This is a genomic window from Rhizobium anhuiense bv. trifolii, from assembly GCF_024346605.1.
Lineage (GTDB): Bacteria > Pseudomonadota > Alphaproteobacteria > Rhizobiales > Rhizobiaceae > Rhizobium > Rhizobium anhuiense.
The window spans coordinates 340200-364568 of record NZ_CP098802.1 but is presented as its reverse complement, the minus strand read 5'-3'; the positions used below and the strand labels follow the sequence as shown (position 1 = coordinate 364568).

Sequence of the window (24369 nt, the reverse complement as noted above, 5' to 3'; positions counted from 1 at the left end):
GGGTCGAATATGATTCCATCCTGTCATGAGCAATGCGACCGAAGAGCTTCCGGACGACCTTACCAGTGCGCTTGCACTGCTGGCCAAGGAACGTGCTCGGCGTGTTGCAGCCGAGGCTGAAGCAGCAACTGCCAAGGCAGAAGCCGCCAGTGCAAAGGCACTCGTATCACATTCCGAGGCGCTGATCGCGCGGCTGAAGCTGGAGATCGACAAGGTTCGCCGCGAACTCTACGGCAGCCGGTCCGAGCGTAAGGCGCGGCTCCTTGAGCAGATGGAGCTGCAGCTCGAGGAGCTAGAAGCAAATGCCGGTGAAGATGAACTGGTCGCGGAGATCGCAGCCAAAGCTTCAGCCGTCAAAGCCTTTGAGCGCAAGCGTCCTTCACGCAAACCCTTTCCAGAACACCTGCCGCGCGAGCGCATCGTCATCGCTGCTCCCACGAATTGCGCCTGCTGCGGGTCGACCAAACTGTCGAAACTCGGTGAGGATATCACCGAGACCCTGGAGGTCGTCCCGCGCCAGTGGAAGGTTATCCAGACGGTGCGGGAGAAGTTTACCTGCCGCGAGTGTGAGAAGATCACCCAGACACCAGCACCCTTCCATGTGACGCCCCGCGGTTTTGCCGGGCCGAACCTGCTGGCGATGATCCTGTTTGAGAAGTTCGCCCAGCACCAGCCGCTCAATCGCCAAAGCGAACGCTATGCCCGCGAGGGCATCGACCTCAGCTTATCGACATTGGCCGACCAGGTCGGAGCATGCGCCGCGGCTTTGAAGCCTATCCATTCACTGATCGAAGCGCACGTTCTGGCCGCCGGGCGGCTTCATGGCGACGACACGACAGTGCCGATCTTGGCGAGGGGAAAGACCGATACCGGTCGCATATGGACCTATGTCCGGGATGACCGACCATTCGGCGGGCTCTCACCGCCGGCCGCGCTGTATTATGCATCGCGGGACCGGCGACAGGAGCATCCGGAACGCCATCTGAAGACCTTCACCGGCATTCTGCAGGCGGATGCCTATGGCGGCTATAATCCGCTGTTCAAGGTTGATCGCGATCCAAATCCGCTAAGGCAGGCGTTTTGCTGGTCACATTCGAGACGTAAGTTCTTCGTGCTCGCCGACATCGCGGCGAATGCCAAGCGTGGAAAGAACGCTGCGCCGATCTCGCCCATGGCGCTGGAAGCCGTCAAACGGATCGACGCCCTGTTCGATATCGAGCGGGATATAAACGGGCTTGCCGCCGGTCAACGCCTGGACCGACGCCGCAGAGACAGCCTGCCGCTCGTCGACGATCTCCAGGCTTGGCTTCAAACCGAGCGTGCAAAACTGTCGCGCAGTTCTCCGGTCGCAGAGGCGATCGACTACATGCTCAAGCGTTGGGATGGCTTCACGTCATTCCTGGACGACGGCAGGATTTGCCTGACCAACAATGCCGCCGAGCGCGCGCTCAGAGGCTTCGCACTTGGCAGGAAATCATGGCTATTCGCCGGATCGGATCGTGGCGCTGACCGTGCCGCCTTCATGGCTACGCTGATCATGACGGCAAAGCTCAACGACATTGATCCGCAGGCGTGGCTTGCCGACATCCTCGCCCGCATAGCCGACACTCCGATCACCAGGTTGGAGCAACTGCTTCCATGGAACTGGACACCGCCGACCATCGACGCTCAAGCGGCGTGACCAGCGGCCTTCACCGTATGCTTACGACCAGAAGGTCTGGACGTGAGGTGCATCGGCAGTGGCCTGACGCGGTCAAGGCGCAGATCGTTTCGGAAAGCCTGCGGCCAGGGACGGCGTTGGAGGCGGTCAAACGCATCGACGCGTTGTTCGCCATCGAGCGCGAGATCAACGGTCGGGGTGCCGAAGAGCGCCTTGCCGTGCGCCAGGAAAAGAGCAAGCCGCTGCTCGACGAACTGGAGGCTTGGTTCAGGCTGGAACTCGAAGGCCTGTCGCGATCCTCACCGGTGAGTGAACCCATCAACTATATGCTGTCGCGCTGGGCCGACTTTGCCAGATACGCCGACGACGGCAGGATCTGCATGACGAATAACGCGGCGGAAAGAGCCCTGCGCGGGGTTGCATGTGGAAGAAAGAACTGGAGCTTCGCCGGATCCGAACGGGGCGCCGACCGGGCGGCCATCATGCTGACCCTTATTACGACGGCCCGCCTCAACGACATCGACCCGAAGGCTTGGCTCGCAGATGTGCTGACGCGCATCGCAGATCTTCCCGTCTCCCGCCTGCGTGAGCTCTTGCCTTGGGAATGGAAGAGGATCAAGGCGGTGGCGATATCGGTTGCCGCGTAAACAGCGTCCGAAACAGCTCCTCCGACCGCAGCAGACCCGCGTCCGTCAGCACCAGCGACTTCGACTTGTTCACCGGGTCGCCGATCATGCCCTTCTGATGCAAGCGATCCGTCGTTGCCCAGTCAAAGCCCTTCCAGGCACAACGCTCGTTATGCAGCGTCAGCCACAGCAGTGCCAGAACCGCATCGTCGATTTTGCCTTCGTCGATCTCCATGAACCCACGTTACCACGCACGACTGCAAAAATCCTGCGGTCCACCTCGGATGCGTACCCATGAGCGACCTTCCTGCTGCTCAACATGATAATGGCCGGACCAGTTAGTACTGTAACCGACCAAACCCGGTAGTTTCTAAAGATGCCATTCTCTCTTATTTGTCAGCAAGTCAGGGGTTGGGCCACACTCAATGCCCCTCTCACAGCACAGCTTGCAATTGCCAACGACGTGGTGAGTGGAACATGAATGTACATATTTTGAAATTCGGGGGCTCCAGTTTTCGGCAGCCTGGAGACTACATTGCAGTTGCTCGGCATCTGGCTGATCGTCGGGAAGCAGGCGAGAGCAAGATAGTTGTCGTGGTCAGCGCGATGGCTGGAACGACGGACAGATTAAAAAATACCCTACTTGACGTTGATCGCAATGCGCCGCCATCCAGCCTAGATGCAGCGCTCGCAACTGGAGAGATGTTCAGCGCTTGCATGCTGGAGACTGCAGTCAGTCGGCTTGGGATATCGGTCATCTCATTAAACGGCTACACCCTCGGAATTAAGACGAATTCGGATTTCGGGCGAGCGTCGATAGATTGTGTGAATCCGCAGCCAATCTTCAATGCACTAAAGGAGCATGACGTTGTTATTGCTGCAGGTGGTCAGGGAATCGATCGCTTCGGCAAGTTGACTTTTCTCGGCAGGAACAGCTCTGATCTCACAGCCGTCGCGATTGCATCTGCGTTGGGCGAAAACACTTGTGAAATATACTCGGATGTTCGGGGCGTCTACACCGCAGATCCTAATCTCGTCCCAGAGGCACAACTAATTCCAAAGATCGCCTACCGGAGAATTGCCGACATGTCGAGATATGGCGCAAAGGTGCTTCACCACGGGGCCGTGGATTATGCGGAGAAGAACGAGGTAACTATAAACTGCAAATCGCTTACGGGCGGTGAAGCGGTCGCCGGCACGATCGTCACTGCTTGCGGACATAACCCCAGTTCCGTGATAGTGGCTCGTAACGCATCAATTTTGCCGGTGGCAAGCGCCAAAAAAAGGGACTTTCTCCGCGAGGTACTTCATCAATACAACATCAGTGCAATTTGCCTCGAAGACGACCACAGCCCCTGCCTTTGCATCATAACTGATACTGACTACGCAATGCGTGTTCTCACACTGGAAGGCACACCCACGGCTCGCGTTAGAACAAGAACTGTGGTTACGGACTTCCATGATCCAGTGATAGGTATTTATTCGTACGCTGATTACGAGCAGGCCGTTGAAATGGCCCGCGATATCCATCGACGAATTTATCCCGGTGCAATGGGAGAAGCATCTGTGATTGCGGACAAGACACCTGAGTAGCCCTCATTGGACACGGGCGGGCAAATTGACCAATAAGAATCATGCTGCCCGCCATCAAATTCAAATGCGAACCGCAGAACTCCCGTCCCGTTTTTCCGCCTTTTCCAACCGATAGGACCGTTATCTCAGTCACGCGGCGAGACGAAGTACACGCAGGTTTCAACGTTCAGCTTATATCCACGTCCCCAAACAGTCACCAGCATACAGCGAGCGCCTACGGCATCTAGTTTGGACCTCAGATTGGAGATATGAGAGTCAATGGTTCGATGGAGCGTATCACTATCTGGGCAACAGTAGGCAATCAATTCATCACGCTCGTACATACGAGTGGGGTGACGGGCCATACAATCTAAGAGCCTGAACTCCATTCGAGTCAGATTCAGGCCTTTTGATCCCGTCGCGTGATCTACCCACACCGCATGCGCATAATGGTCGATTGTCAATTTGAATTTCGGCACAACACCCACCCTGACGGTTTTTTCGTCAAACGACATTTTTATTCCGTCATTAGTTAAATGATTCGTCTCTCTTTGGTCAAGTTTGTCGCCCTCTCGTGCCGCTGAACTCGCTGTGCCCCTTCGCCGCAGGCCGTTCGACATCGCCAAGAATCGTCTATTATCGGGGCACCAGGTGCTCCGCTGCACAATCCGCGTGACGTCGCAGAGCAGGAGGTAGTCGCATCTCTTCGAGACTGTGGGGGATAATCTGTTGACTGCGACTGTCTGGGACTCGAACGCAATCCGACAAGCGGCGGACAAAGGCCGATCATTGTATGAACTGTCAGTGGGAGAGGTAGGCCGATCGGCGTACGAGCAAGCGATGGCATCGCTGAATTCTGTGAATGCGGAGATAAGGGACATCATATCCGAGGTTTGGGGCCGTCCTCGAGGACTTTAGGTCGGCGGCTTCCCAAAGAGCCCATCGGACGGAGCGCAGAAGTGATAGATGATGTAGCGCGACGCTCAACTCACGATTACGGATTCGGGAGGTGCGCAGCGGGCGGCACATCGTGGGTAGCCTGAACAATGTTGGCGATATCGAAGATCATGTCGCGCGTTCCTCTATAAAGGACATTCAGTTTATGCTGGCTGCCTATGCGGTCGAATACAGGAAAACCAACTCGCATCAGCGGAACAGCGAGGCGTTCTGCGGCCTGTCGACCATGGGAGTGCGTGACGAGTAGATCAGCGTCCGCGGCTAGCTGTTCCAAGTCGCCAAGATCACCCACCTTGACCGCATCGGTTGGTACTATTTGCAGCGCCTTTGAGTCCCCGGTCGTGGTGACCGCGGCTGTAATGACCGCCCCCATGCCGATAAAGAGTTGGGCGAACTGCAAGAGCTGGTCGGGCTCGCACGCGATGGCGACCTTCTTTCCTGCGAAATGAAAATGCCCGCTGAGCATCGCCTCCTGCAATTGCACGCGGCCACGACGGACAGCCGTCGGTGCGTTGTTGCGCGAAATCGCTGCAAGGAGCCAGGCGAAACGGTCGGCGTTAATCAGACCAGTGAGCGATCCGAACATCACGTATGGTAGTCCAGTGAGGCCCTGCAAAGCTTCAGCCGATCGGCGCATGTGTTCGCCGATGGCGATGCACTGTGCTGCGGCCCCGAGATCGCGGATATGCTCCACCTTTGCGCCACCGCGTGAGATCGGAATCCATCGATCGCAGACAGATTCGTCAGGCCCGCCGGACACGTCAGGCAAAATGAGGGGTTTTAAGCCGAAGCTCTCAACCGTTTCCCGCAGATGCTCTACATCGGAAACTGTGATGTTCGAGCCGGGCAGGATGACGACCGTCGCCGGATCGCGATCTTGCGTCTCTGGCCGCGTGATTGCCTCGATCATAGCCGTAACAGCCTTCGACCACCCCTCCTCTACCGCCCCTGCGAAGTCGGGAGTGCGTGCGAGTACCACTTCCGTATCAATGAGTTTTCTCGGACGCGCCGCTTTGGCGTTGAAGATATCACCTGCGATATCTTCGTCGCGGGTTTCTGCCGCGGCGGTAGTGCAGATTCCGATCAGCCGCGGCCACGTGCGAGCTTTTAGCTTGACGAGAGCTTTCTCGAGAAAATCAGCGCCGCCCACCACCGTCGCGATCTGGTCCATAGCAGTAGTCTGCAGCGGGAACATATGCTTGAAATGCCTCACGAGCAGCACCAGCGCGAAACTGCTACATCCCTGGCTGCCATGGAGTATTGGCAGCGCACCATCGATGCCTAGGAAGGCCAAGGCAGCGCCCAATGGTTGAGACGACTTTAAAGGGTTGATCGCTGCCGTTTTTGTTTGGGTCAGGATGCGAGCCATAATTTTTACCTCAATGGAAACCACGTGTCGCCTCGTCGGCAGACCTAATACTAATGCTTGGTTCCGCCGATCTTGCGTTCGTAACGAACTGCTTCCACGGCGCCAGTTCGCGCAACTGCGCCCAAACCGGGTTGTGGATTGCCAAATCAATTTGGCGTGCTAGTTCCACCATGCCTTCGTAGCCGGCGTAAGCATGCTGACGCTCCTGATTGACGTCGAGCCAGGGAATTTTCGCTTCAAGCGCGACAAACTGAGTGCGTCCGCCAGACAGCATGATATCAGGCTTGTGTTCACGTAACATCGCATAGAGCTCGCTCGCTGCCATCGATTGGTGAAGGTGGTTCTCGTCCTTGAGCATCTGCTTGATTCTCTCCTTGTCCTTAGCCGTCGATTTCCTGATTGATGTACCGACAATTTCCATCCCGATTTCGATCAGTGCGTGCACGATGGACCAGGATTTCACCCCGCCAGTGTTCAGATGAACGCGCTTCCCCTCAAGCCGACGCCGATACACTTCCAAGTTCTTCCAGGCCCTCTTCTCCTCTTCTGCTAAGAGAGCCTCGACGTGATAGAGCAACGCGAAACCAGCGCCTTTCTTTACGAGCAGTTGGGCGATCCGCCGAAGCGATTCAGAGGTGCTGGAAATGCCGTAAAAGGAGCCTTCGAAAAATGGAATATTCCAGCGTTCTTCCATCTTGCGAGCAAGATTGATGAGAGCAGTGGAGCAAACCATCATAGCTGCACGCGAGCGGTGGGCAGAAGCCACCTGCGCGTAGCGCGCGTCGCCGGGAATGCAGGCGCGGACACGGATACCAAGTCGGTCCAACAGCGGTTTCACCAACCAGAATTCCCCGGAGAGGTTGAATTCGCCGAGTATATTAATGTCGTATGGACCTGGATCATCAGCCTCCACCGTGCCTATGACGTGCTCGAGCAGAGCCTCGCCGGCGAGCCGGTTGCCGAGGTTCTTCGAACCGCCGAAGCCCGGCGACTTCACCGGCACCACTGGCATTGCGAACTTCCGCGCTGCGTGCCTGCAGACCGCAGCGATGTCGTCACCGATCAGCTCAGTGACGCATGTTCCGTAGACGAAGATTGCCGCCGGCGCATACCCCTCCTTGATCTCCCGGATAGCCTTGAGAAGCTTTCGCTCACTATCTCCCGTCACTATCTCGAGTTCGGTAAGATCAGTGGTGAAACTTGTGCGCCAAAGAACTGGACCTGAAGACGCGGCGCCTCGATTGTCCCAGGAATTGCCCTCGCACGCGAGCGGCGCGTGGACGAGATGCGCGACATCGGTGATTGGCTGCAGCACGATCTTAGCTCCGTCGAAGGCGCAGCCACCGCTGGCTGCTGATCCCTGTGACGCGTTGTGACATGTCTCCTTGGCTTCCGTGGTGCGGAATATCTTGGCGGAGGCATCTCGCATTTGTGTCTCGATCGATGACATCTCGGGACCTTCCAATCCAGGGACGAATGGCCGGTCGACACCCGGCCAAGCATTTAGCGCGTGAGGTCGTACGAAACGCCTTCCCACATGGTCTCCTGATCAAGCTCGTCGAAAATCTTGTCGAGAATGACGGTCAGAAGACGCAATCCACCTTGGTAGCCCATCAGAGGAAAGCGATGATGATGATGGCGGTCGAAAATCGGAAACGTAAGCCGAACTAATGGCGTGTCGGTGTCACGCTCAAGATACTTGCCATAGGAATTGCCGATCAGCAGATCCACTGGCTCCGTCAAAAGAAGCGAGCGCATTGCCCACAGGTCTTTGCCAGCCCACACCTGCGCACCTCCGCCGAAGGGAGAGGATGCGAGCAATTCCTTCATCTCCGCTTCCCAGGCTGCGGTGCCGTTGGTGGCAAGGCAATGTGTAGGGTGGCCACCGGTTTCCATGACGAAGCGCGCCATTGAGTAGACGAAGTCCGGGTCGCCGTAGATTCCGTATTTCTTGCCATGCAACCAAGATTGACTATCGGCCATGGCATCTATCAATCGCCCCCGATCACGATCGATAGATTCGGGAATTTCCCTCTTGGAAAGCTCGGATATCTTCATCAGGAATTCGTCCGTGCCCCCAATGCCCAGCGGGTAGTGGAACGAGGCAGTCGTCTGACCAAGCTCGCGACAATAGTCCAAGGTCTTTCGCGTATTGTAGTGCTGCAGCGATATTGTCGCCTCCGCATGTTTGGCTACCTTCACGTCCTCGATCTTGGTCCCTCCGTCATACATGCGGTACTCGCCGTCGGAAGGTGTGTCGAACTGGTCAGAGGCGTCTTGGATGAAAACGTACGTCACTCCCATCGTGTCGAGCAGGCGCTTGATTTCTCGATTGTTGCCAACACAGAAACCGTCGAAGCCTGGAATAATGTTGATGAGTGCTGGCGTCGGCACGCGTTCGGTGCTTTTCCAGAAATTTTCCAGAATGCCTTTAACCATGCTGTCGTAACCATCGACATGGCTGCCGACGAAGGCTGGGGTGTGGGCGAAGGGCACGTCGAAATCGGCTGGAACGGAGCCTTCATTTTTGGCGTTTTCAATGAAGCCGTGAAGATCATCCCCAATGACCTCGGCCATGCAAGTCGTCGAGACCGCAATCATCTTGGGGTCGTAGAGCTGATAGGTATTGGCGAGCCCGTCGATCATATTTTTCAAGCCGCCAAACACAGCCGCGTCCTCTGTCATCGAAGACGAAACTGCAGACGACGGTTCCTTGAAATGGCGTGACAGGTGCGAGCGGTAGTACGCCACACAGCCCTGACTGCCGTGAACAAACGACATGGTCCGCTCGAAGCCAGCCGCTGCGAAAACCGCGCCGAGCGGCTGGCAAGCCTTCGCGGGGTTTACGACCAGGGCTTCGCGAGCCAGATTCTTTTCTCGATATTCCCATGTCGAGGTGAATTCGTATTGCGCGTCGACGACCTTATCCGGATGCGGACATTCGAACTTCAACTTCTTGCGGGCGAACATTTTCTCGTATTCCGGCTCGCAGAACAGAGGAACATGATCGAGAACTTTCTCGGCCGATTGCGGCATAGTTTTCATCCTTTTTCGCCGCGAGTGCGGCTGCGTGGACTTTGGAAGATGTCTAAAATGTTGTCGCTCAGCAAAAATTATTCATCATCCCGGCCACAACTGCAGACACCGCCTGCATCGGAGCAGTGCGTTTCTTTCCATGGCGGGTCGTAGAGGCCCCAGACCGGATTGTTGATGGCAAGATCCATGTCTCGGGCGAAAATGGCGAAGCCGTCATAGCCGTGATACGGACCAGAATAATCCCAAGAATGCATCTGACGGAACGGTATGCCCATTTTTTGAACCGGGTATTTTTCCTTGATGCCCGAGCCTACGAGGTCCGGGCGAATGGCCTCGATGAAGTTCTCGAGCTCGTAGCCGGTCACATCATCGTAGATAAGCGTACCTTTTTTGACATAGTGGCCGGTGCGCTCGTAATCGTCACCATGGCCAAATTCATAGCCCGTACCAACGATCTCCATTCCGAGATCCTCATAGGCGGTGATGACATGGCGGGGACGCAATCCGCCGACGTAGAGCATCACAGTTTTGCCATCAAGGCGCGGACGGTACTTCTCCGTCACCGACTGGACGAGAGGTTGGTATCTTGTGATGAGTGCTTCGGCCTTATCTTGGGTCTCCGGCCCGAAAAACGCGGCGATATTGCGCAAAGAGGCTTCGATCTGGGAAGGACCAAAAAAGTTGTACTCCATCCAGGGAATGCCGTACTTTTCCTCCATATGCCGAGCGATGTAATTCATGGACCGGTAGCAGTGAATAAGGTTGAGCGTGGCTTTCGGTGCACGCTCCACCTCCGCGAGTGTGGCATCTCCCGACCAATTGCCGACCACCCGCAACCCCATATCCTCCAGCAGAATGCGTGAAGCCCATGCGTCGCCGCCGATATTGTAGTCACCTATGACATTAACGTCGAAAGAGCTGGGTTCGAAGTCGGTCTCTTTTTTATCGAAAACCCAGTCACGTATCGCGTCATTGGCGATATGATGGCCAAGCGATTGCGACACGCCACGAAACCCTTCGCATCGCACCGGCACGATCGTTTTGTCGTGCTCCTTGGCCTTCTTGCGCGCCACAGCTTCAATATCGTCGCCGATCAATCCGATTGGACACTCGGACTGCAAGCTGACACCATTGTTCAGTGGAAACAGTTGCTCAACTTCATCGATGAGCTTCTCGAGCTTTTTGTCGCCACCAAAAACAATATCCTTTTCTTGAAAGTCAGACGTGAATTGCATGGTGACAAAGGCATCGACACCCGTAAGACCGACGTAATAGTTGCGGCGTTGCGACCAGGAATAGTGGCCACAACCGACGGGCCCATGTGATATATGGACCATATCCTTGATCGGGCCCCACACGACACCCTTCGAGCCGGCATAAGCGCAGCCGCGAACGGTCATCACGCCCGGAATGGACTTGATGTTGGATTTAACCCCGGTCTCGCAAAGCGCATCGGAGCCCTGCTCGGCTGCCTCTCGGCCCTTCGCGACGCCAAGGTGCTTTTTGCGGCGCTTAGCCGTCTTATCCGGATACTGGGAGAGTACCTCATCTATAAGCCTGGAGTTGAAATCACCGTCGTTCTCGTAGTCGAGGCTCATAGGGCCTTTCCTCTCTCGAAGGTTCGCATGGAGCCTCGACAAGGAGGCATGGTTTGTCGATCAACGCGGTGCATCATTCGGTCCGCCCATCTCTAGGATGTCGCCTGCACCTCTTTGGCGAGAAGTTCTTCAAGCATCTGCTCGTCCGACTTCATGATCCCGAAGTCGAGCAGCATGTCTTCCAGCTCCTCCATTGTGATAGGAGTCGGGATCGTGCCCTTTCCCGAGTTGGAGTGGATCTTCTCAGCCAACCATCGATATTCCGCCGCCTGTTTGGAGCGTGGCGCGTATTGGATCACGGTCATCTTTCTAAGCTCCGCGTGCTGGACGATGTTGTCGCGCGGCACGAAGTGAATGAGCTTCGAATTGAGCTTGGCGGCCAGCGCTTCAGCGAGGTCTAATTCTCGGTCGGTCTGCCGCTCATTACAAATCAGGCCGCCCAGCCGCACGCTTCCGGCGCTGGCATATTTCAGGATGCCTCTCGCGATGTTGTTTGCAGCATACAGGGCCATCATCTCACCGGACATGACGATGTAAATTTCCTGAGCCTTGTTCTCGCGGATGGGCATAGCAAAGCCCCCGCACACCACGTCTCCGAGCACGTCATAGGAGACGTAGTCGACATCGTCATAGGCGCCGTTTTCTTCCAGGAAGTTGATCGATGTGATGACGCCTCGTCCGGCGCAGCCGACGCCAGGTTCCGGGCCGCCCGACTCCACACATTTGATGCCGCCGTAGCCTGTTTTTAGCACGTCGCCAAGTTCCAGATCTTCGACTGACCCCTTCGTTGCGGCTAGATCCAGAACCGTGCCCTGTGCTTTGGAGTTCAGGATCAATCGCGTCGAGTCAGCTTTTGGGTCGCAGCCGACGATGAGGATTTTCTGCCCAAGTTCGACAAGGGCGGCGAGCGTATTCTGGGATGTAGTGGATTTGCCAATACCTCCCTTTCCGTAAAACGCGATCTGACGCAGAGCAGCCATTATTACTTCCTTTTCGTGTTCGAACCGACCGAGGTGATGCCGCGACATCGGACGCGGCTGGTTCCGTCGCAGCCCGAGAACAATTTTCAAGCGTCGTGCCAATTGAGTTGATTGATAGGGCAGAACGGAAACTGGTGCTCCCGCAAACACTTAGGGGGGATGAAATACCGGACCGAAGAATCCTGAGTCGTGTCACGAAGCCGACAAAATTGACGACAATGTCGCACATATGTCGTGAGGCTCTCGGAGAGCCACGGTAACTCTGCGCAAGCACGTCTCCGTCGAATGAGCCGCACTTGACGCAAATGCTGGCAATTGGAAAGCGGCGCGGAGCTCTAGCGAAATCGTTCGCGGTCAAAAAATCGCGCAAGCAGTGTTGCACCGCTGCCAAGCGCAGCAGCCACCCGTGTCGCAAACCTGGCAAAGCTGTCGCACTGTTGGACCAATAGCAAACTCGACCCGCCCGAAACTCGCGAGTTAATCACCGCGCAATCGGCCTGGCACGACGAGTGCTAGGACCGACCGAGACACAAACTACTACATTTCGGTCGGAGCCAAAGACAGCATGAATATCGTGGTCTGCATAAAGCAAGTGCCTGACTCTGCACAGATCCGGGTTCATCCGGTTACGAATACCATCATGCGCCAGGGCGTGCCGACCATCATCAATCCTTATGATCTTTTCGCCTTGGAAGAAGCTCTCAAACTGCGTGACCGGTATGGGGGTAAAGTCACTGTGCTTACCATGGGCCCGCCTATGGCAAAACAAGCGCTGGAGAAAGCTCTGGCATACGGCGCAGATGAAGCGGTACTCCTGAGCGACCGTCACTTCGCCGGGTCAGACACCTTGGCAACTTCATTTGCTATCTCGCGAGCTATCACGAACCTTGGACTCCGCCATGCGCCTGAAATCGTGTTTACTGGCAAGCAGACGATCGACGGCGATACTGCGCAGGTGGGGCCGGGGATTGCCAGGCGTCTCGAACTGCAACAACTGACCTACGTAACGAAAATTGTCTCAGTCGATCTTCATGCCCGAGAGATTACGGTGGAGCGCCGTTCGGAAGGCGGCACACAAATGCTGAAGAGCCAACTGCCGTGCTTGATCAGTGTCCTTGAAGGCGTCAACGCCATCCGTCGCGGCTCCGTCGCTGACGCGTTGCGTGCCGCACGCGCGCAAATACCGACCTGGCGTGCAGCCGACGCCGGTATTGTGGAGATAGCTAATTGCGGCTTGAGAGGATCACCGACCGTCGTCAAGCGCGTATTCGCCCCCACCCCAAGGGCCGAAAAAGCAATCCAAATCAAATTAAACGATGACCAGTGCGGTCCGCTGGTTGACGAAATAATCGCATCGATCTTCGAGCACCAGCCCGCATTGGAAGCGAGCTTTCAACCGAATGGGCTCACGTGAGAAACAAGGAGCATAAATGGAAGCCCACCAAGCTGAAAGTCAGTCTCCAATCGTCAGTCGCGCCAGCGCGAAGAAGGAATTGCCCAGACACTTCCGCGACAATCGGCACGTCTGGGTTTTCATCGAGCTGGAACGAGGCCAAGTGCATCCCGTGTCTATTGAACTGCTCGGTGAAGGACGCAAGCTTGCCGATAAGCTTGGCGTTCAACTGGCGGGAGTGGTTATTGGAACCGCGGAAGGTCTGGGAGTTCGGTCTGCCATTGCAGAGGCGTTCGCTTACGGGGCCGATCTCGCCTACCTCGTCGAGTCACCGCTGCTATCGGACTACCGAAACGAGCCCTTCACCAAAGCTCTCTCAGACCTGGTCATCCTTCATAAGCCGGAAATTCTGCTTCTTGGCGCCACCTCGCTTGGGCGAGATCTTGCCGGTTCTGTGGCAACTACTTTGGAAACAGGGCTTACGGCTGACTGCACCGAATTGGATGTCGATGCAGACGGCTCGCTCGCAGCGACCCGGCCCACATTTGGCGGTTCGCTGCTGTGCACGATCTACACTCTCAACTCTCGCCCGCAAATGGCGACAGTGCGACCCCGGGTCATGGCGACCCCCCAACGCGTGACCCATGCGATTGGACCTATCATTCGGCATGACTTGATGATGATTGAGGAAGAGATTGTCACAAAGGTTCTCGGCTTCCTTCCGGATGAACGATCGGAAAAAATCAACCTCGCCTATGCAGATATCGTGGTCGCTGGCGGGCTTGGTATTGGCACCGCCGAGAATCTGGAACGTGTGATGCTTCTAGCGAGGACGATTGGCGGTGAATTCGGCTGCTCCCGACCTTTGGTTCAAAAAGGTTGGATGGAGGTTGATCGACAGATTGGCCAAACGGGCCAGACGATCCGGCCCAAGCTCTATCTTGCGGCTGGAATATCAGGGGCAGTCCAACATCGGGTTGGTGTCGAAGGGGCTGACTTGATCGTTGCCATCAACACCGACAGCAACGCCCCGATCTTCGATTTCGCCCATGTCGCAGTTGTGGCTGATGCCATCGGTCTTCTGCCGGCGCTGACCGCAGCGTTCATCAGGCGACTACCGCTGCATGACCAGTCGATGCAAGTAAACTGAGGTGTGGCTAATGAAGGGCGAGAAATTTCACGCGATTGTCGTCGGGGCAGGTATGTCGGGTAACGCGGCTGCTTATGCGATGGCCATGCGTGGTCTGAAAGTGCTGCAGTTGGAGCGCGGCGAGTACCCGGGTTCGAAGAACGTTCAAGGAGCGATACTGTACGCCGACGCGCTGGAAAAGATCATTCCAGACTTCCGCGATGACGCGCCGCTTGAACGGCATCTCGTCGAGCAGCGCTTCTGGATCATGGACGGCGCGTCGCACACCGGAATTCACTATCGGTCGGATGACTTCAACGAACGGCGGCCAAACCGATACACGATTATCCGTGCCCAATTCGATAGATGGTTCTCGGCCAAGGTGCGCGAGGCCGGATGCACCGTCCTCTGCGAAACATTGGCCACAAGGCTTAAGCAGGATTCGAGGGGCAACGTGACAGGCGTATACACCGACCGACCCGGCGAGGCCATCTCTGCCGACGTCGTGGTGCTTGCTGAGGGGGTGAACGGCTTCCTTGGAACACGAGGGCGTTTGCGCGAAACTCCCAAGCCGGACAGCGTGGCACTTGCCGTGAAAGAGATGCATTTCCTACCGGAGGACGTTATCGCAGAACGCTTCGGCCTGACTGCAGACGAAGGCTGTGTGATCGAGGCAGGCGGTACAATTTCACGGGGAGTCCCAGGGCTTGGCTTTCTATATACGAACAAGGAGTCCATCTCTATTGGAATAGGATGCCTCGTTTCCGGTTTGGCCGCGGCCATGGAAAGGCCATACGATCTGCTTGAAGCTTTCAAGCACCATCCTTCGATCCGGCCATTGATCGCCGGGTCTGAGGTGAAGGAATATGCCGCGCATCTCATTCCCGAAGGCGGTTTTACGGCTATCCCACAGCTCTTCGGCAATGGGTGGGTCGTGGTTGGAGACGCGGCCCAGTTGAACAATACCGCACATCGGGAGGGCTCGAACCTCGCAATGACATCAGGGTATCTGGCGGGAAAAGCGATTGCAGACGTAAAGGATCGCGGCGGCTCGATGGTGAAAAGCAACTTGGCTTTGTACAAGAGCATGCTCGACTCATCCTTCGTCATCAAAGATCTGATGAAGCATAAAGAGATGCCAAGGTTTCTCCATGCCAACAGCCAGAACTTGTTTGTTTCATATCCAAAGTTGATATCTAAGGCTGCGCAAAGTTTCGTCCGTGTCGACGGAAATTCAAAACTCGACAAGGAAAAGGCCACGTCCGCCGCCTTCTTGAAAGCACGATCCCGGTGGGGATTGATTTCAGACGCAGTCCGGCTCGCCCGCGCGTGGCGCTAAAAGGAGATCCAGATGAAGGCCATCGTTAAACGGCGAGTTGAGGACAAGCTTTACCAGAACCGATATCTGGTTGACCCGGGCCGCCCACACATATCGGTCAGGAAACACCTGTTTCCAACCCAAAACCTGATCGCCTTGACGCAAGTGTGTCCGGCGAAATGCTACCAGCTGAACGACAGACGTCAGGTAATCATCGTTTCCGATGGCTGCCTGGAATGCGGGACGTGCAACGTGTTATGCGGACCCGACGGCGACATTGAGTGGACGTATCCACGGGGTGGGTTCGGCGTTCTCTTCAAGTTTGGATGAACAGCTTCTTCTGTAGTCGACACAGCCACTCGGTTGCAAACGCAGGGTAAGCAAACAATGACGAACCGGCTGATGGGGCGCCCCTACCAATTTGTAATTTTTATTGACCTTCAAAGTCCAATATGTAGCGCGGAGGACGTTCCAGGACTGTCCTGAGTGCCCAAAGCACTCTGAACCACGTGCTGAATGGAGTAGCCCCGTGGCTGGATCAGATGATGAGACGACGCCCAAATCTGCAGTGCGGCCGAGTGCTGAAATTGTCGGCGAGAGTGCCGCACTCAAGGAGGTTTTTGAAATTGCCCAGATTGTCGCAAGGAGCAACTCGCCTGTTCTGTTGAGAGGTGAGAGCGGCACGGGCAAAGAATTCTTTGCAAAGCTGATACACGATTCTTCGTCGCGCCGCGAAAAGCCCTTCGTAAAGTTGAATTGCGCTGCGCTGTCGGCAGGCGTTCTGGAATCGGAACTTTTCGGGCACGAGAAAGGCGCCTTCACCGGCGCTAACTCTCCGAAAGAAGGTCGGTTCGAACTGGCGCACGGTGGAACTTTGCTGCTCGACGAAATAGGAGAAATCTCGGCGGAGTTCCAGGCCAAGTTGCTGCGCGTCTTGCAGGAAGGCGAACTTGAGCGCGTCGGTGGGACGAGAACATTGAAAGTAAATGTCAGGTTGATTTGCGCGACCAATAAGGATCTTGAAACGGCCGTGGCGGCGGGAGAATTCAGAGCCGACCTGTATTACCGGATCAATGTCGTACCGATCACTTTGCCACCACTGAGGCAACGCGACGGTGACATCCCGCGTTTGGCCCAAGTATTCCTTCGGCGTTTCAACAAGGAGAACGGCCGTTCGTTAAGCTTTGCACCCTCCACACTTGATATCCTTTCGAAATGCGAGTTCCCAGGCAATATTCGTGAGCTGCAAAACTGCATACAGAGGACCGCAACGCTCGCCCGTTCGGACGTCATCATTCCTCAAGATCTCGCCTGTGAACAGGGTCGATGCTATTCCCCGCTCCTCAAAAAGGCGGTTGCCGAGCGAGAGGGCAAGGGCGCAGTTCATGGGCTCGCTCGAGGTGAAACCGTGCCAACGGGACAGCCGCGTGATGCCGCCGTCTTCGCGGCCGAAGCCGTAATGGGACACTCAGGTCTGATCGGCAGAGAACGGTTGGAACAGGCGATGGCGACGGCCGGAGGGAATCAGGCTAAGGCTGCGCGGCTCCTTGGTCGTACGCCGCGACAGGTCGGTTACTCTCTGCGCCGGCACGGGATCGAACGAAAACTCTTCTAGTCAAGGAGGTCATTGGTGCAGACCTGCTGCGGCAGGTCGCGCCCAACTGACGCCCGGCAATTCTAGTTTCCCCCACCCGACAAGGTCTACCAAGCGTCCTTGTCGTGTCTCCGACGAAACCCTGTAGCAAAGAGGTCTAAACCGGACAACGAAGAGCATACCCAGCTGGCAGGGTGACGTTTCTCAGACTGGCATCGCTCTTGCTCGCGGAACTGAGCTTTCAAGCGTCATTGGAGTTCGTAATGCCCAGAGGGATGAGTAAGTGTAGGATCACCAACACAGCACCTGCCGCACGTGAGTCGGAGGCAACAACGTTCGGTGACCATGCGTCTTCATCCCGTGGTAGTTCAGAGCCGAATGCTATGGCTCCAGCAATCATTGAAAAGATCAAAGACCACCCGTGCTTCTCGCGGGAGGCGCATCTCTATTTCGCGCGGATGCATCTCGCGGTCGCACCAGCCTGCAATATCCAATGCAATTACTGCAATCGAAAATACGACTGCGCAAACGAAAGCAGGCCAGGAGTAGCATCCCATAGGCTCACTCCCGACCAGGCGCTGCGCAGGGCCATGGCGGTCGCCAACGAAGTGCCGCAGCTTTCGGTGGTGGGCATCGCCGGGCCAGGCGATGCCTGCTACGATTGGAGGAAAACAAAGGCGACGCTCATACCGATCGCCCGGGAAATCCCTGACGTCAAGCTTTGCATCTCGACCAATGGTCTCGCACTTCCTGAACACGTCGACGAGCTTGTCGACATGAATGTCGGGCACGTGACGATCACCATCAACATGGTAGATCCGAAGATCGGGACCAAGATCTACCCCTGGATATTCTATGACGGCCGCCGCTACAACGGTATCGACGCGTCCAGGATCCTTCATGAGAGGCAAATGTTGGGGCTCGAAATGCTGGCAGAACGCGGCATCCTCATCAAGGTCAATTCCGTGATGATCCCAGGCGTCAACGACGAGCATCTCATCGATGTTAACAAGTGGGTCAAGGACAGGGGTGCGTTCATGCACAACGTAATGCCCCTGATTTCAGAGCCTACACATGGCACTTTCTATGGCATGAACGATCAGCGTTGCCCTACACCTTCCGAACTAATCGCGCTCCGGGACCGGCTTGAAGGCGGCACGAAGGTGATGCGCCATTGCCGCCAGTGCCGCGCCGATGCAGTCGGTCTGCTCAGTGATGATCGCGCAAACGAATTCAAGATTTCCCAACTCCCAGCTGAAGCGACCAACGACAGTGGCAAGCGCCATGCCTATCGCAAGTTGATCGAGCGTGAGCGACGCGCCCAAACATTGGAAGCAAGGGGCGCGGCCACATCGGTCTCAGGTCCATCTGACGAACTTCTCCTTATTGCTGTAACCACCAAAGGTGGAGGCCGGGTCAATGAACATTTCGGTCACGCGCAGGAACTACAAATTTTCTCAGTCTGTCAAAAAGGCATCGGATTGATTGGTCACCTGAAGATCGACCCGTACTGCCTTGGTGGATGGGGGGAGGAGGCTACTCTCAACAGTATCATCAATGCGCTCGAAGGCTTAGATTTGCTGATTTGTTCTCAGATCGGCAATGGCCCTACGAATAAACTCGCACGCCGAGGTGTTCGAGCAACGGGCGCTTATGGCGGCTCCTACATCGAGCAGGCAATCGACGCTCATTATAGCGCGGTGCTTCACGACGACGCTTCAGCACCACGACTTGAGACACACTTTGACTAAACCAGAGGAGCTGAATCATGGCCTTCAAAATCATCGCCTCACAATGCACCCAATGCGGCGCATGCGAATTTGAGTGCCCCTCAGGCGCAATCAGTTTCAAAACTGACAGATTCGTGATCGATCCTAAAATATGCACGGAGTGCAGGGTTGAGTTCGCCGCGCCCAAATGCAGAGCCATTTGCCCCATGCCAAACACCTGCGTCCCTGCCTGAAAAGCCGTACTAAACGATGGCAAAAGGGCTCGCCTGCGAAAGCATTTTGGCGCAGGCGGGCATCCTCCTCGACAGCAACTCTTGCTGCAACAATGAGGTGGCCGAGCGTGGCAGCATCGCCGGGTCGCACGGGTGCGAAATGGAGAAAATTTACCGGTGTGAAAAAGGAGGTACAGCCCATGAAAGCAATGATCCGCAGAAATGGGGTCTGCTTATCAATCTATATGTCCAAAAAGGATGTAGAGGAGCCGGTTGTCGCGGTGGAGAATCATGACTTGTGGGGCGGCTTTGTATTGCTGAGGAACGGGTGGCTCCTCGCCCTCCCCGACCTCCCGCGGAACACCCGCTTACCCATCACAGTCGAGGCAAAGAAGCGATCCGATCACGACTGACGCGGCACGCCGAATTTGCGGGGTTGCGCGACTGACTTGGTGACGAAATAGCCGACGGCGAACGTCCACGTCTGCTTCCGGCCACATAGCGCCATCGGCACCCCCGCCGAGCTGAGCCATAACCCCGGAAAATTCCAGCTCCCGCTGGCCCAAAATCGGGGAGCACCTCAAAGTGGGCCAGAGCTTACTTCAAAATGGATTATTTCAACGGGGCAAGCGAAGAACTTTTCAGCCGTTGCCGGGAACTACTGCGCCGATGCAAGCAAAGGCTTGTCTAATCATACAGACCAAAGCATTGATCTTCCGTCGGGATGCGCTCCACCAATGAGCGTCAGCGCAAAAGGCGGCGTCGCAGCAAGGCTGTCGATAAAAAGAATGGGATGACGATGTAGATGCAAAGTGCGCCGACGTGCAGGCAGACATCCACCACGGGGTGACCGAGCATTATCGGACGTATAAGGTCGATCGAATGCGACAGAGGAAGAAATCGCGCAGCCGTCTGAAAGACAATTGGCAGTTGATCGACTGGAAAGACGGCACCCGAGAGGAACAATATAGGTGTGATAACAAGCGTCTGATAAAAGATGAAATAATCATAGCTCGGAGCAAGGGCTGTGACGACCATCCCAAGGCTTGCAAAGGCCAAACCCGTCAGCGCGATAACCGGAAGGGCATATAGCAGCGACAGCCACTGAGTGTACCCTAGAACGGCCGCGACCATGCCTATACCGGCACCCGCCAGAGCGGCCTTCGTTGCCGCCCAGGCCATCTCACCGAGAACGATATCGCCTAGCCTCAGCTGTGTGTAGAGCATCGCTTCCCAAGTGCGCTGCCCCTCCATCCGGCCGAAAGCCGCGTAAATGGTCTCAAACGTTGCAGCCGTCATCGCACTTGTCGCGACCATTCCAGCTGCCAAGAAAGCAGTATAGGAAACGCCACCGACTCGGCCCACCATCACGCCCAAACCAGCGCCAAGGCCAAACAGGTAGATCAAGGGTTCGGCCAAGTGACCCAGAAGCGACGCCAGCGCCGCCTTCTTCCATGCAAGATAATTTCGACGCCAGACCGCAATCCAGTTCAAGCTGCCCCCTGGCAATGCCGTTACGCTATCTCCACTCATTGCTACTTCTCCATCTCACGTCCGGTTAACCGCAAGAAGACGTCCTCCAAGTTCGGCGGACGCTCGAGAAGGCGCAGACCCCTGTGTCCGCGCAGTTGCGCCCGAACCTGTTCTGGGTCGGGGGTGTAGCAGAACAGGGTCTCGCCACTGATTTCGATGCGCCTTGCGTTTGGCTTGATCAAAAGCCTAAGCTCCTGTGGGTTTCCGCCATAAATCTCGATAACGGGGCAGCCGATCTGCTCCTCTATCAGGTCAAAGGGGCGGCCTTCGGCTATTTTAACTCCACCTTCGAGCACGCACAGCCGATCACATAAGCGTTCGGCCTCTTCCATGATGTGGGTCGTCAGGAGGATCGTCTTTCCTCGTGCCAAGAGCGATCGCAAGCGTTCCCAGATCAGGTGGCGCGCGTGCGGATCGAGGCCGGTTGTCGGTTCATCCAGTATGAGGATCTGAGGGTCATTGATCAGCGCGCGCGCCAATGTGAGGCGCCGCTTCATGCCTCCCGAAAGATCCGCCACCCGCGTATCTGCCTTGGTTTCAAGCCGCGCAAATTCCAGCAAGGAGGGCACGACTGCTTCGATCTCGCGGGCCTTCATGCGGAAGTAGCGGCCGTAGACAAAAAGATTTTCCCGAACCGTGAACTCCATATCGAGATTGTCGAACTGTGAAACGACACCGATACGCGCGCGTGCCGAACGAGCCTGCCCCGGCACCTGCATTCCGAGCACCGAGATGTTTCCCGCATCAGGCAACGTCATTCCCAGAATCATACGGGTAATCGTGCTTTTTCCGGCGCCGTTCGGACCTAACAGGCCAAAACACTCTCCTGGAGCAATCTTGAAAGACAACCCGTCGACTACAGCCTTGCCCTGGTATGACTTTGTAACGCCAGCGAGCTCGACCGCCATGGAAGACATCGAGCCTAAAGGGGAGCCGAATCCGTCTGAAACCGAAAGGCACTGTCGCCCTGGAAGGTTGCTCTGGCGGCGAAGCGTCTCAGCCACAGCTGCCTGTAGATCCGATTGACCGTTCATGTGATTCCTGAGGTTTGCAAGATGCGGCGACACAGCGATCATTCGCCGCTGAAAGTAGCTTCGGGGGCCGCAAGCATTGGAGTTTCGGAGGCTTTCTGCGTCCGAACGGCGCCTGAAGCGTTGACTCCTGAGCCGCGTGACAGCCAGTCACTGTTGGACAACGTGCAGAGGGCATAAGCCTTCACGGGCAGTAAAAGAAAGACGTTCACGAGCGTGTGCAGCGAGAAGCCAAGAAATCTAAGCTGCCTGGCACGATAAGCAGCTACGCCGCATCGTATCAGTGTCAACGATCCAATCGTTCCTATCGTCCACCAGGGCAGTGAACCGGTCAGGGCGAACTGTGCTAGACCCGCCAGTACGGAGAATGCGAGCAGAAGAGGGCCGGCATTCTGCCCGACGACGTCCAAAGTCAGATACCAGTTCATGCCACGGAGGAGGTGAAGTCCGAGCAGGGTATCTCGGAATGTACTCCGTGCCCAACGCAGTTGCTGGCGCAGATAGGCAGCCAAACCGTCAGGAACGACGGTTGCGGCGATGGCGCTTGGGACATATTCGGTACGGAAGCCGGCGCTTAGCATTAGAATGGTCAGATGACGGTCCTCGCCAAAGTCACTCGGCTTTCCCCGATAAAGCTGCGTCTCGTATTGATCAAGAAGCAAGACGAAGGCGGACCGGCGGTACATGGCACAGGGTCCACAGCAACACATCACGGCACCGAAGCGTCCCTGCGCGGCGCGCTCCTCATTGCAGGCCAGCCAGTACTCCATGTCGATCAATCGGGTCAGCCACGAGTCGTTCTGATTGCTTGCTACAAGCTGCCCCATCACCGCCCCGACCGCCGGATCGCGCATTTTCTGACTGAGTTTGGAAACAACATCGCTGGCGAGAGTGGTGTCTGAATCCACATTAAGGATGAGGTCCCCGGATGATCGGGAAATGGCGGCGATTTGCGCTTTGCGCTTTCCGACATTCCTGGGCAGCATGATGAATTCAAATCTCGCGTCACCCGCATAGACGATCTGCTCGGCCACCACCGCGTCACGGTTTCTGGAACCGTCGTCAACCACAACAACGCGCAATACCCCCGGATAGTCCTGGTTGGCGAGGGATGCCAGGCAATCGGACAGGACGCGCGGGCTCTCGTTAAATGAAGGCACAATGATGTCCACACTTGGCAACGAGCTCTCCTCGACGGTGTTTTCCGCTGTTTCCGACTTGAGAGTTCGCCGAGCATGAAGGATCTGTACACTCCTATAGGCGGAGGAAAGCAGTCCATAAAGCGAGACGGCGGCGATGCTGGTTGTTTCAAGCAAGGTCATGGTTTCTCGTCGATTTAGTTTTACTGGGGAAGTGAACGAAGGGAAAATCCACGGCTATGCAGTGCCGGGATAATTGCCAAGAGCGCCGAAAGTGTTTGATCACGCAGCCCGGTGAGCTTGCAGTTCCCGACCTCATCAGGTGGGCAACCGTCGTGCAAAAGCACGATTGCACCTGGCCGAGCGGCAGCGAGTACCGCGTCAACGATAGAATCGACTCCGGGACAGGACCAGTCTCTCGGGTCTATCGACCAGTGAACAGGTCGAAGTCCGGCGTTCATGGATCTTGAAAGGACATCCGCGTTCCAAGCGCCGTATGGCGCTCGTATATGTTGAACCGCAACTTGGGGACACGCCGAGACAATGGCTTCGTTTGTATCCTTTATCTCTCGTTCGATTGCCTCCGAGTCACAGGCCGTAAGATCGGGGTGGGTCATCGTGTGGTTGCCGACCAAGTGACCTTCTGCCGCAACACGGCGGACGAGATCGGGATGGTCTTTGACATAGGCACCGAGGACGAAAAAGGTGGCTGGTACGCGGTGTTCGGCGAGCACATCCAGAATCTGGCCAGTGCATTCCGGATTGGGACCGTCGTCGAACGTCAAGTAGATGCTACGATCGTCGCTCCCGGCCTCATCAAACGGCACTTCGCTTATATAAGAGCGCCGCTTCATAGCTCGCACCCGTTTCGTTCGATCAATGATCCGGAAGGCCACTCGCTCATCGGTCGTCCTATCGGAAATACCAGGACGAGCACGTCTTCGGTGCGCGTGGAGGGCATATCGGGCAGCACATCTGGAAGCGTCGATCGTACACGAACCCCCGTGACGATATTGGAAATACCGTCTCGGCAAAATCTCTCCACGTGGTTCCGCATGGCATGTCGGACGGTGCCGAACGCGAACGGCACCGCCAGTTCCTGCAAAGCCGGAGCCAAAGCGCGGATCGAGTGAGCGATGCCAAGCCCCTCCAGATCCGGGCGCACTCCATACAAGCCAAGTTCGGCGACCAGCAAATCGGTGTCGCCGACTTTTATGAAGCGACGCAGCAAACCCATGTGGCTGGCTATGCCTTTTGAATCGTAAGCAATTGCCCGGCGTTCCGGCCTCGCACCTGCCCAACTGCGGCCAGTCTCAAAAGGTTTGGCATTGAATTCGCCGGTCGGACCATAGGTTGCTCGGAAAAATTCAGACAGTTCCGCATGATCCGACGGTTCGAGATCATTTTCCCATGTTATTTTCCACCGCACTCCAGCAGACATGCAAAGCTCCAATTCGTTTCTCAGCCACAAGTCCAACGCAGCAAAGATTGG

22 protein-coding genes and 2 pseudogenes are annotated in these 24369 nt (G+C 56.2%); 12 read left to right on the top strand and 12 right to left on the bottom strand.

The features are described 5' to 3' along the window. Window positions 1–25 precede the first annotated feature (25 nt). Both tnpC and NE851_RS08635 read left to right on the top strand, forming a co-directional pair. Complete coding sequence (gene tnpC, locus NE851_RS08640) at window positions 26–1681, top strand: IS66 family transposase (RefSeq protein WP_018241645.1); 1656 nt, start codon at window positions 26–28, stop codon at window positions 1679–1681. Window positions 1682–1794: 113 nt separating this feature from the next. After that, a pseudogene (locus NE851_RS08635) lies at window positions 1795–2307 on the top strand (IS66 family transposase); the annotation flags it as partial. Here the strand turns inward: NE851_RS08635 and NE851_RS08630 are convergent. Further along, window positions 2276–2521: a DUF6429 family protein gene (locus NE851_RS08630; RefSeq protein WP_254956674.1), complete on the bottom strand. Its 246-nt coding sequence runs from the start codon at window positions 2519–2521 to the stop codon at window positions 2276–2278. The pseudogene NE851_RS08635 and the gene NE851_RS08630 overlap by 32 nt on opposite strands. 242 nt (window positions 2522–2763) lie before the next feature. Between NE851_RS08630 and NE851_RS08625 the strand changes: the two genes are divergently transcribed. Then, window positions 2764–3879 carry an amino acid kinase family protein gene (locus NE851_RS08625; protein ID WP_254956672.1) on the top strand — a complete coding sequence of 372 codons (1116 nt, stop codon included), beginning with the start codon at window positions 2764–2766 and terminating at the stop codon, window positions 3877–3879. A gap of 125 nt (window positions 3880–4004) precedes the next feature. On the opposite strand, the gene NE851_RS35325 is transcribed toward NE851_RS08625, so the two are convergent. Continuing rightward, window positions 4005–4223: a winged helix-turn-helix domain-containing protein gene (locus tag NE851_RS35325; protein ID WP_368411034.1), complete on the bottom strand. Its 219-nt coding sequence runs from the start codon at window positions 4221–4223 to the stop codon at window positions 4005–4007. 297 nt (window positions 4224–4520) lie between these two features. Between NE851_RS35325 and NE851_RS08620 the strand changes: the two are divergent. Then, window positions 4521–4776 (top strand): annotated as a pseudogene (locus NE851_RS08620) (plasmid partitioning protein RepA); the annotation flags it as partial. A gap of 76 nt (window positions 4777–4852) precedes the next feature. Here NE851_RS08620 and nifN read toward each other — a convergent pair. From nifN to nifH, 5 genes are all read right to left on the bottom strand, one after another. Next, on the bottom strand, window positions 4853–6184 hold the full coding sequence (gene nifN / locus NE851_RS08615) for a nitrogenase iron-molybdenum cofactor biosynthesis protein NifN (protein ID WP_254956975.1): 1332 nt from the start codon (window positions 6182–6184) through the stop codon (window positions 4853–4855). Between the two features lie 10 nt (window positions 6185–6194). Beyond that, the gene (nifE, locus tag NE851_RS08610; protein ID WP_254956670.1) at window positions 6195–7634 is read right to left on the bottom strand and encodes a nitrogenase iron-molybdenum cofactor biosynthesis protein NifE; all 1440 of its coding nucleotides are present in this window, start codon (window positions 7632–7634) and stop codon (window positions 6195–6197) included. A gap of 53 nt (window positions 7635–7687) precedes the next feature. Then, entirely contained in the window at window positions 7688–9220 is a 1533-nt protein-coding gene (gene nifK / locus NE851_RS08605; protein WP_254956668.1) for a nitrogenase molybdenum-iron protein subunit beta, read from the bottom strand. Between the two features lie 77 nt (window positions 9221–9297). Then, window positions 9298–10818: a nitrogenase molybdenum-iron protein alpha chain gene (gene nifD / locus NE851_RS08600; RefSeq protein WP_128408907.1), complete on the bottom strand. Its 1521-nt coding sequence runs from the start codon at window positions 10816–10818 to the stop codon at window positions 9298–9300. A gap of 92 nt (window positions 10819–10910) precedes the next feature. Beyond that, window positions 10911–11798: a nitrogenase iron protein gene (gene nifH / locus NE851_RS08595; RefSeq protein ID WP_128408908.1), complete on the bottom strand. Its 888-nt coding sequence runs from the start codon at window positions 11796–11798 to the stop codon at window positions 10911–10913. A 565-nt stretch (window positions 11799–12363) separates the two neighbouring features. Between nifH and NE851_RS08590 the strand changes: the two genes are divergently transcribed. The 8 genes from NE851_RS08590 (at window position 12364) to nifT (ending at window position 19587) form a co-directional block, all read left to right on the top strand. After that, complete coding sequence (locus NE851_RS08590; RefSeq protein WP_128408909.1) at window positions 12364–13212, top strand: electron transfer flavoprotein subunit beta/FixA family protein; 849 nt, start codon at window positions 12364–12366, stop codon at window positions 13210–13212. A 16-nt stretch (window positions 13213–13228) separates the two neighbouring features. Next, window positions 13229–14341, top strand: a complete 1113-nt coding sequence (locus NE851_RS08585; protein ID WP_254956664.1) for an electron transfer flavoprotein subunit alpha/FixB family protein — start codon at window positions 13229–13231, stop codon at window positions 14339–14341. Between the two features lie 10 nt (window positions 14342–14351). Beyond that, complete coding sequence (locus NE851_RS08580; RefSeq protein WP_033181222.1) at window positions 14352–15659, top strand: NAD(P)-binding protein; 1308 nt, start codon at window positions 14352–14354, stop codon at window positions 15657–15659. A 12-nt stretch (window positions 15660–15671) separates the two neighbouring features. Continuing rightward, the gene (locus NE851_RS08575; protein WP_033181221.1) at window positions 15672–15968 is read left to right on the top strand and encodes a ferredoxin family protein; all 297 of its coding nucleotides are present in this window, start codon (window positions 15672–15674) and stop codon (window positions 15966–15968) included. Between the two features lie 199 nt (window positions 15969–16167). Continuing rightward, window positions 16168–17253 carry a nif-specific transcriptional activator NifA gene (gene nifA / locus NE851_RS08570; protein ID WP_254956658.1) on the top strand — a complete coding sequence of 362 codons (1086 nt, stop codon included), beginning with the start codon at window positions 16168–16170 and terminating at the stop codon, window positions 17251–17253. A gap of 242 nt (window positions 17254–17495) precedes the next feature. After that, window positions 17496–18983 (top strand): nitrogenase cofactor biosynthesis protein NifB, encoded by a 1488-nt coding sequence (nifB, locus tag NE851_RS08565; protein ID WP_254956656.1) that lies wholly within the window; start codon window positions 17496–17498, stop codon window positions 18981–18983. A gap of 17 nt (window positions 18984–19000) precedes the next feature. Further along, window positions 19001–19195, top strand: coding sequence for a 4Fe-4S binding protein (locus NE851_RS08560; RefSeq protein ID WP_254956655.1), 195 nt, complete (start codon window positions 19001–19003; stop codon window positions 19193–19195). A 179-nt stretch (window positions 19196–19374) separates the two neighbouring features. Beyond that, window positions 19375–19587, top strand: coding sequence for a putative nitrogen fixation protein NifT (nifT, locus tag NE851_RS08555; RefSeq protein WP_254956653.1), 213 nt, complete (start codon window positions 19375–19377; stop codon window positions 19585–19587). A gap of 331 nt (window positions 19588–19918) precedes the next feature. Here the strand turns inward: nifT and NE851_RS08550 are convergent, their stop codons facing one another. From NE851_RS08550 to NE851_RS08530, 5 genes are read right to left on the bottom strand one after another with little or no spacing between them, the layout of a single operon-like run. Continuing rightward, window positions 19919–20707 (bottom strand): ABC transporter permease, encoded by a 789-nt coding sequence (locus NE851_RS08550; protein WP_064649247.1) that lies wholly within the window; start codon window positions 20705–20707, stop codon window positions 19919–19921. A gap of 2 nt (window positions 20708–20709) precedes the next feature. Beyond that, window positions 20710–21741, bottom strand: a complete 1032-nt coding sequence (nodI, locus tag NE851_RS08545; RefSeq protein ID WP_081295651.1) for a nodulation factor ABC transporter ATP-binding protein NodI — start codon at window positions 21739–21741, stop codon at window positions 20710–20712. A gap of 38 nt (window positions 21742–21779) precedes the next feature. After that, complete coding sequence (nodC, locus tag NE851_RS08540) at window positions 21780–23060, bottom strand: chitooligosaccharide synthase NodC (RefSeq protein ID WP_128408916.1); 1281 nt, start codon at window positions 23058–23060, stop codon at window positions 21780–21782. Window positions 23061–23080: 20 nt separating this feature from the next. Then, window positions 23081–23731 carry a chitooligosaccharide deacetylase NodB gene (gene nodB, locus NE851_RS08535; RefSeq protein ID WP_082229752.1) on the bottom strand — a complete coding sequence of 217 codons (651 nt, stop codon included), beginning with the start codon at window positions 23729–23731 and terminating at the stop codon, window positions 23081–23083. Beyond that, window positions 23728–24318, bottom strand: a complete 591-nt coding sequence (locus NE851_RS08530; protein WP_128408917.1) for a NodA family N-acyltransferase — start codon at window positions 24316–24318, stop codon at window positions 23728–23730. The genes nodB and NE851_RS08530 overlap by 4 nt, the downstream gene beginning before the upstream one ends. Window positions 24319–24369 lie beyond the last annotated feature (51 nt).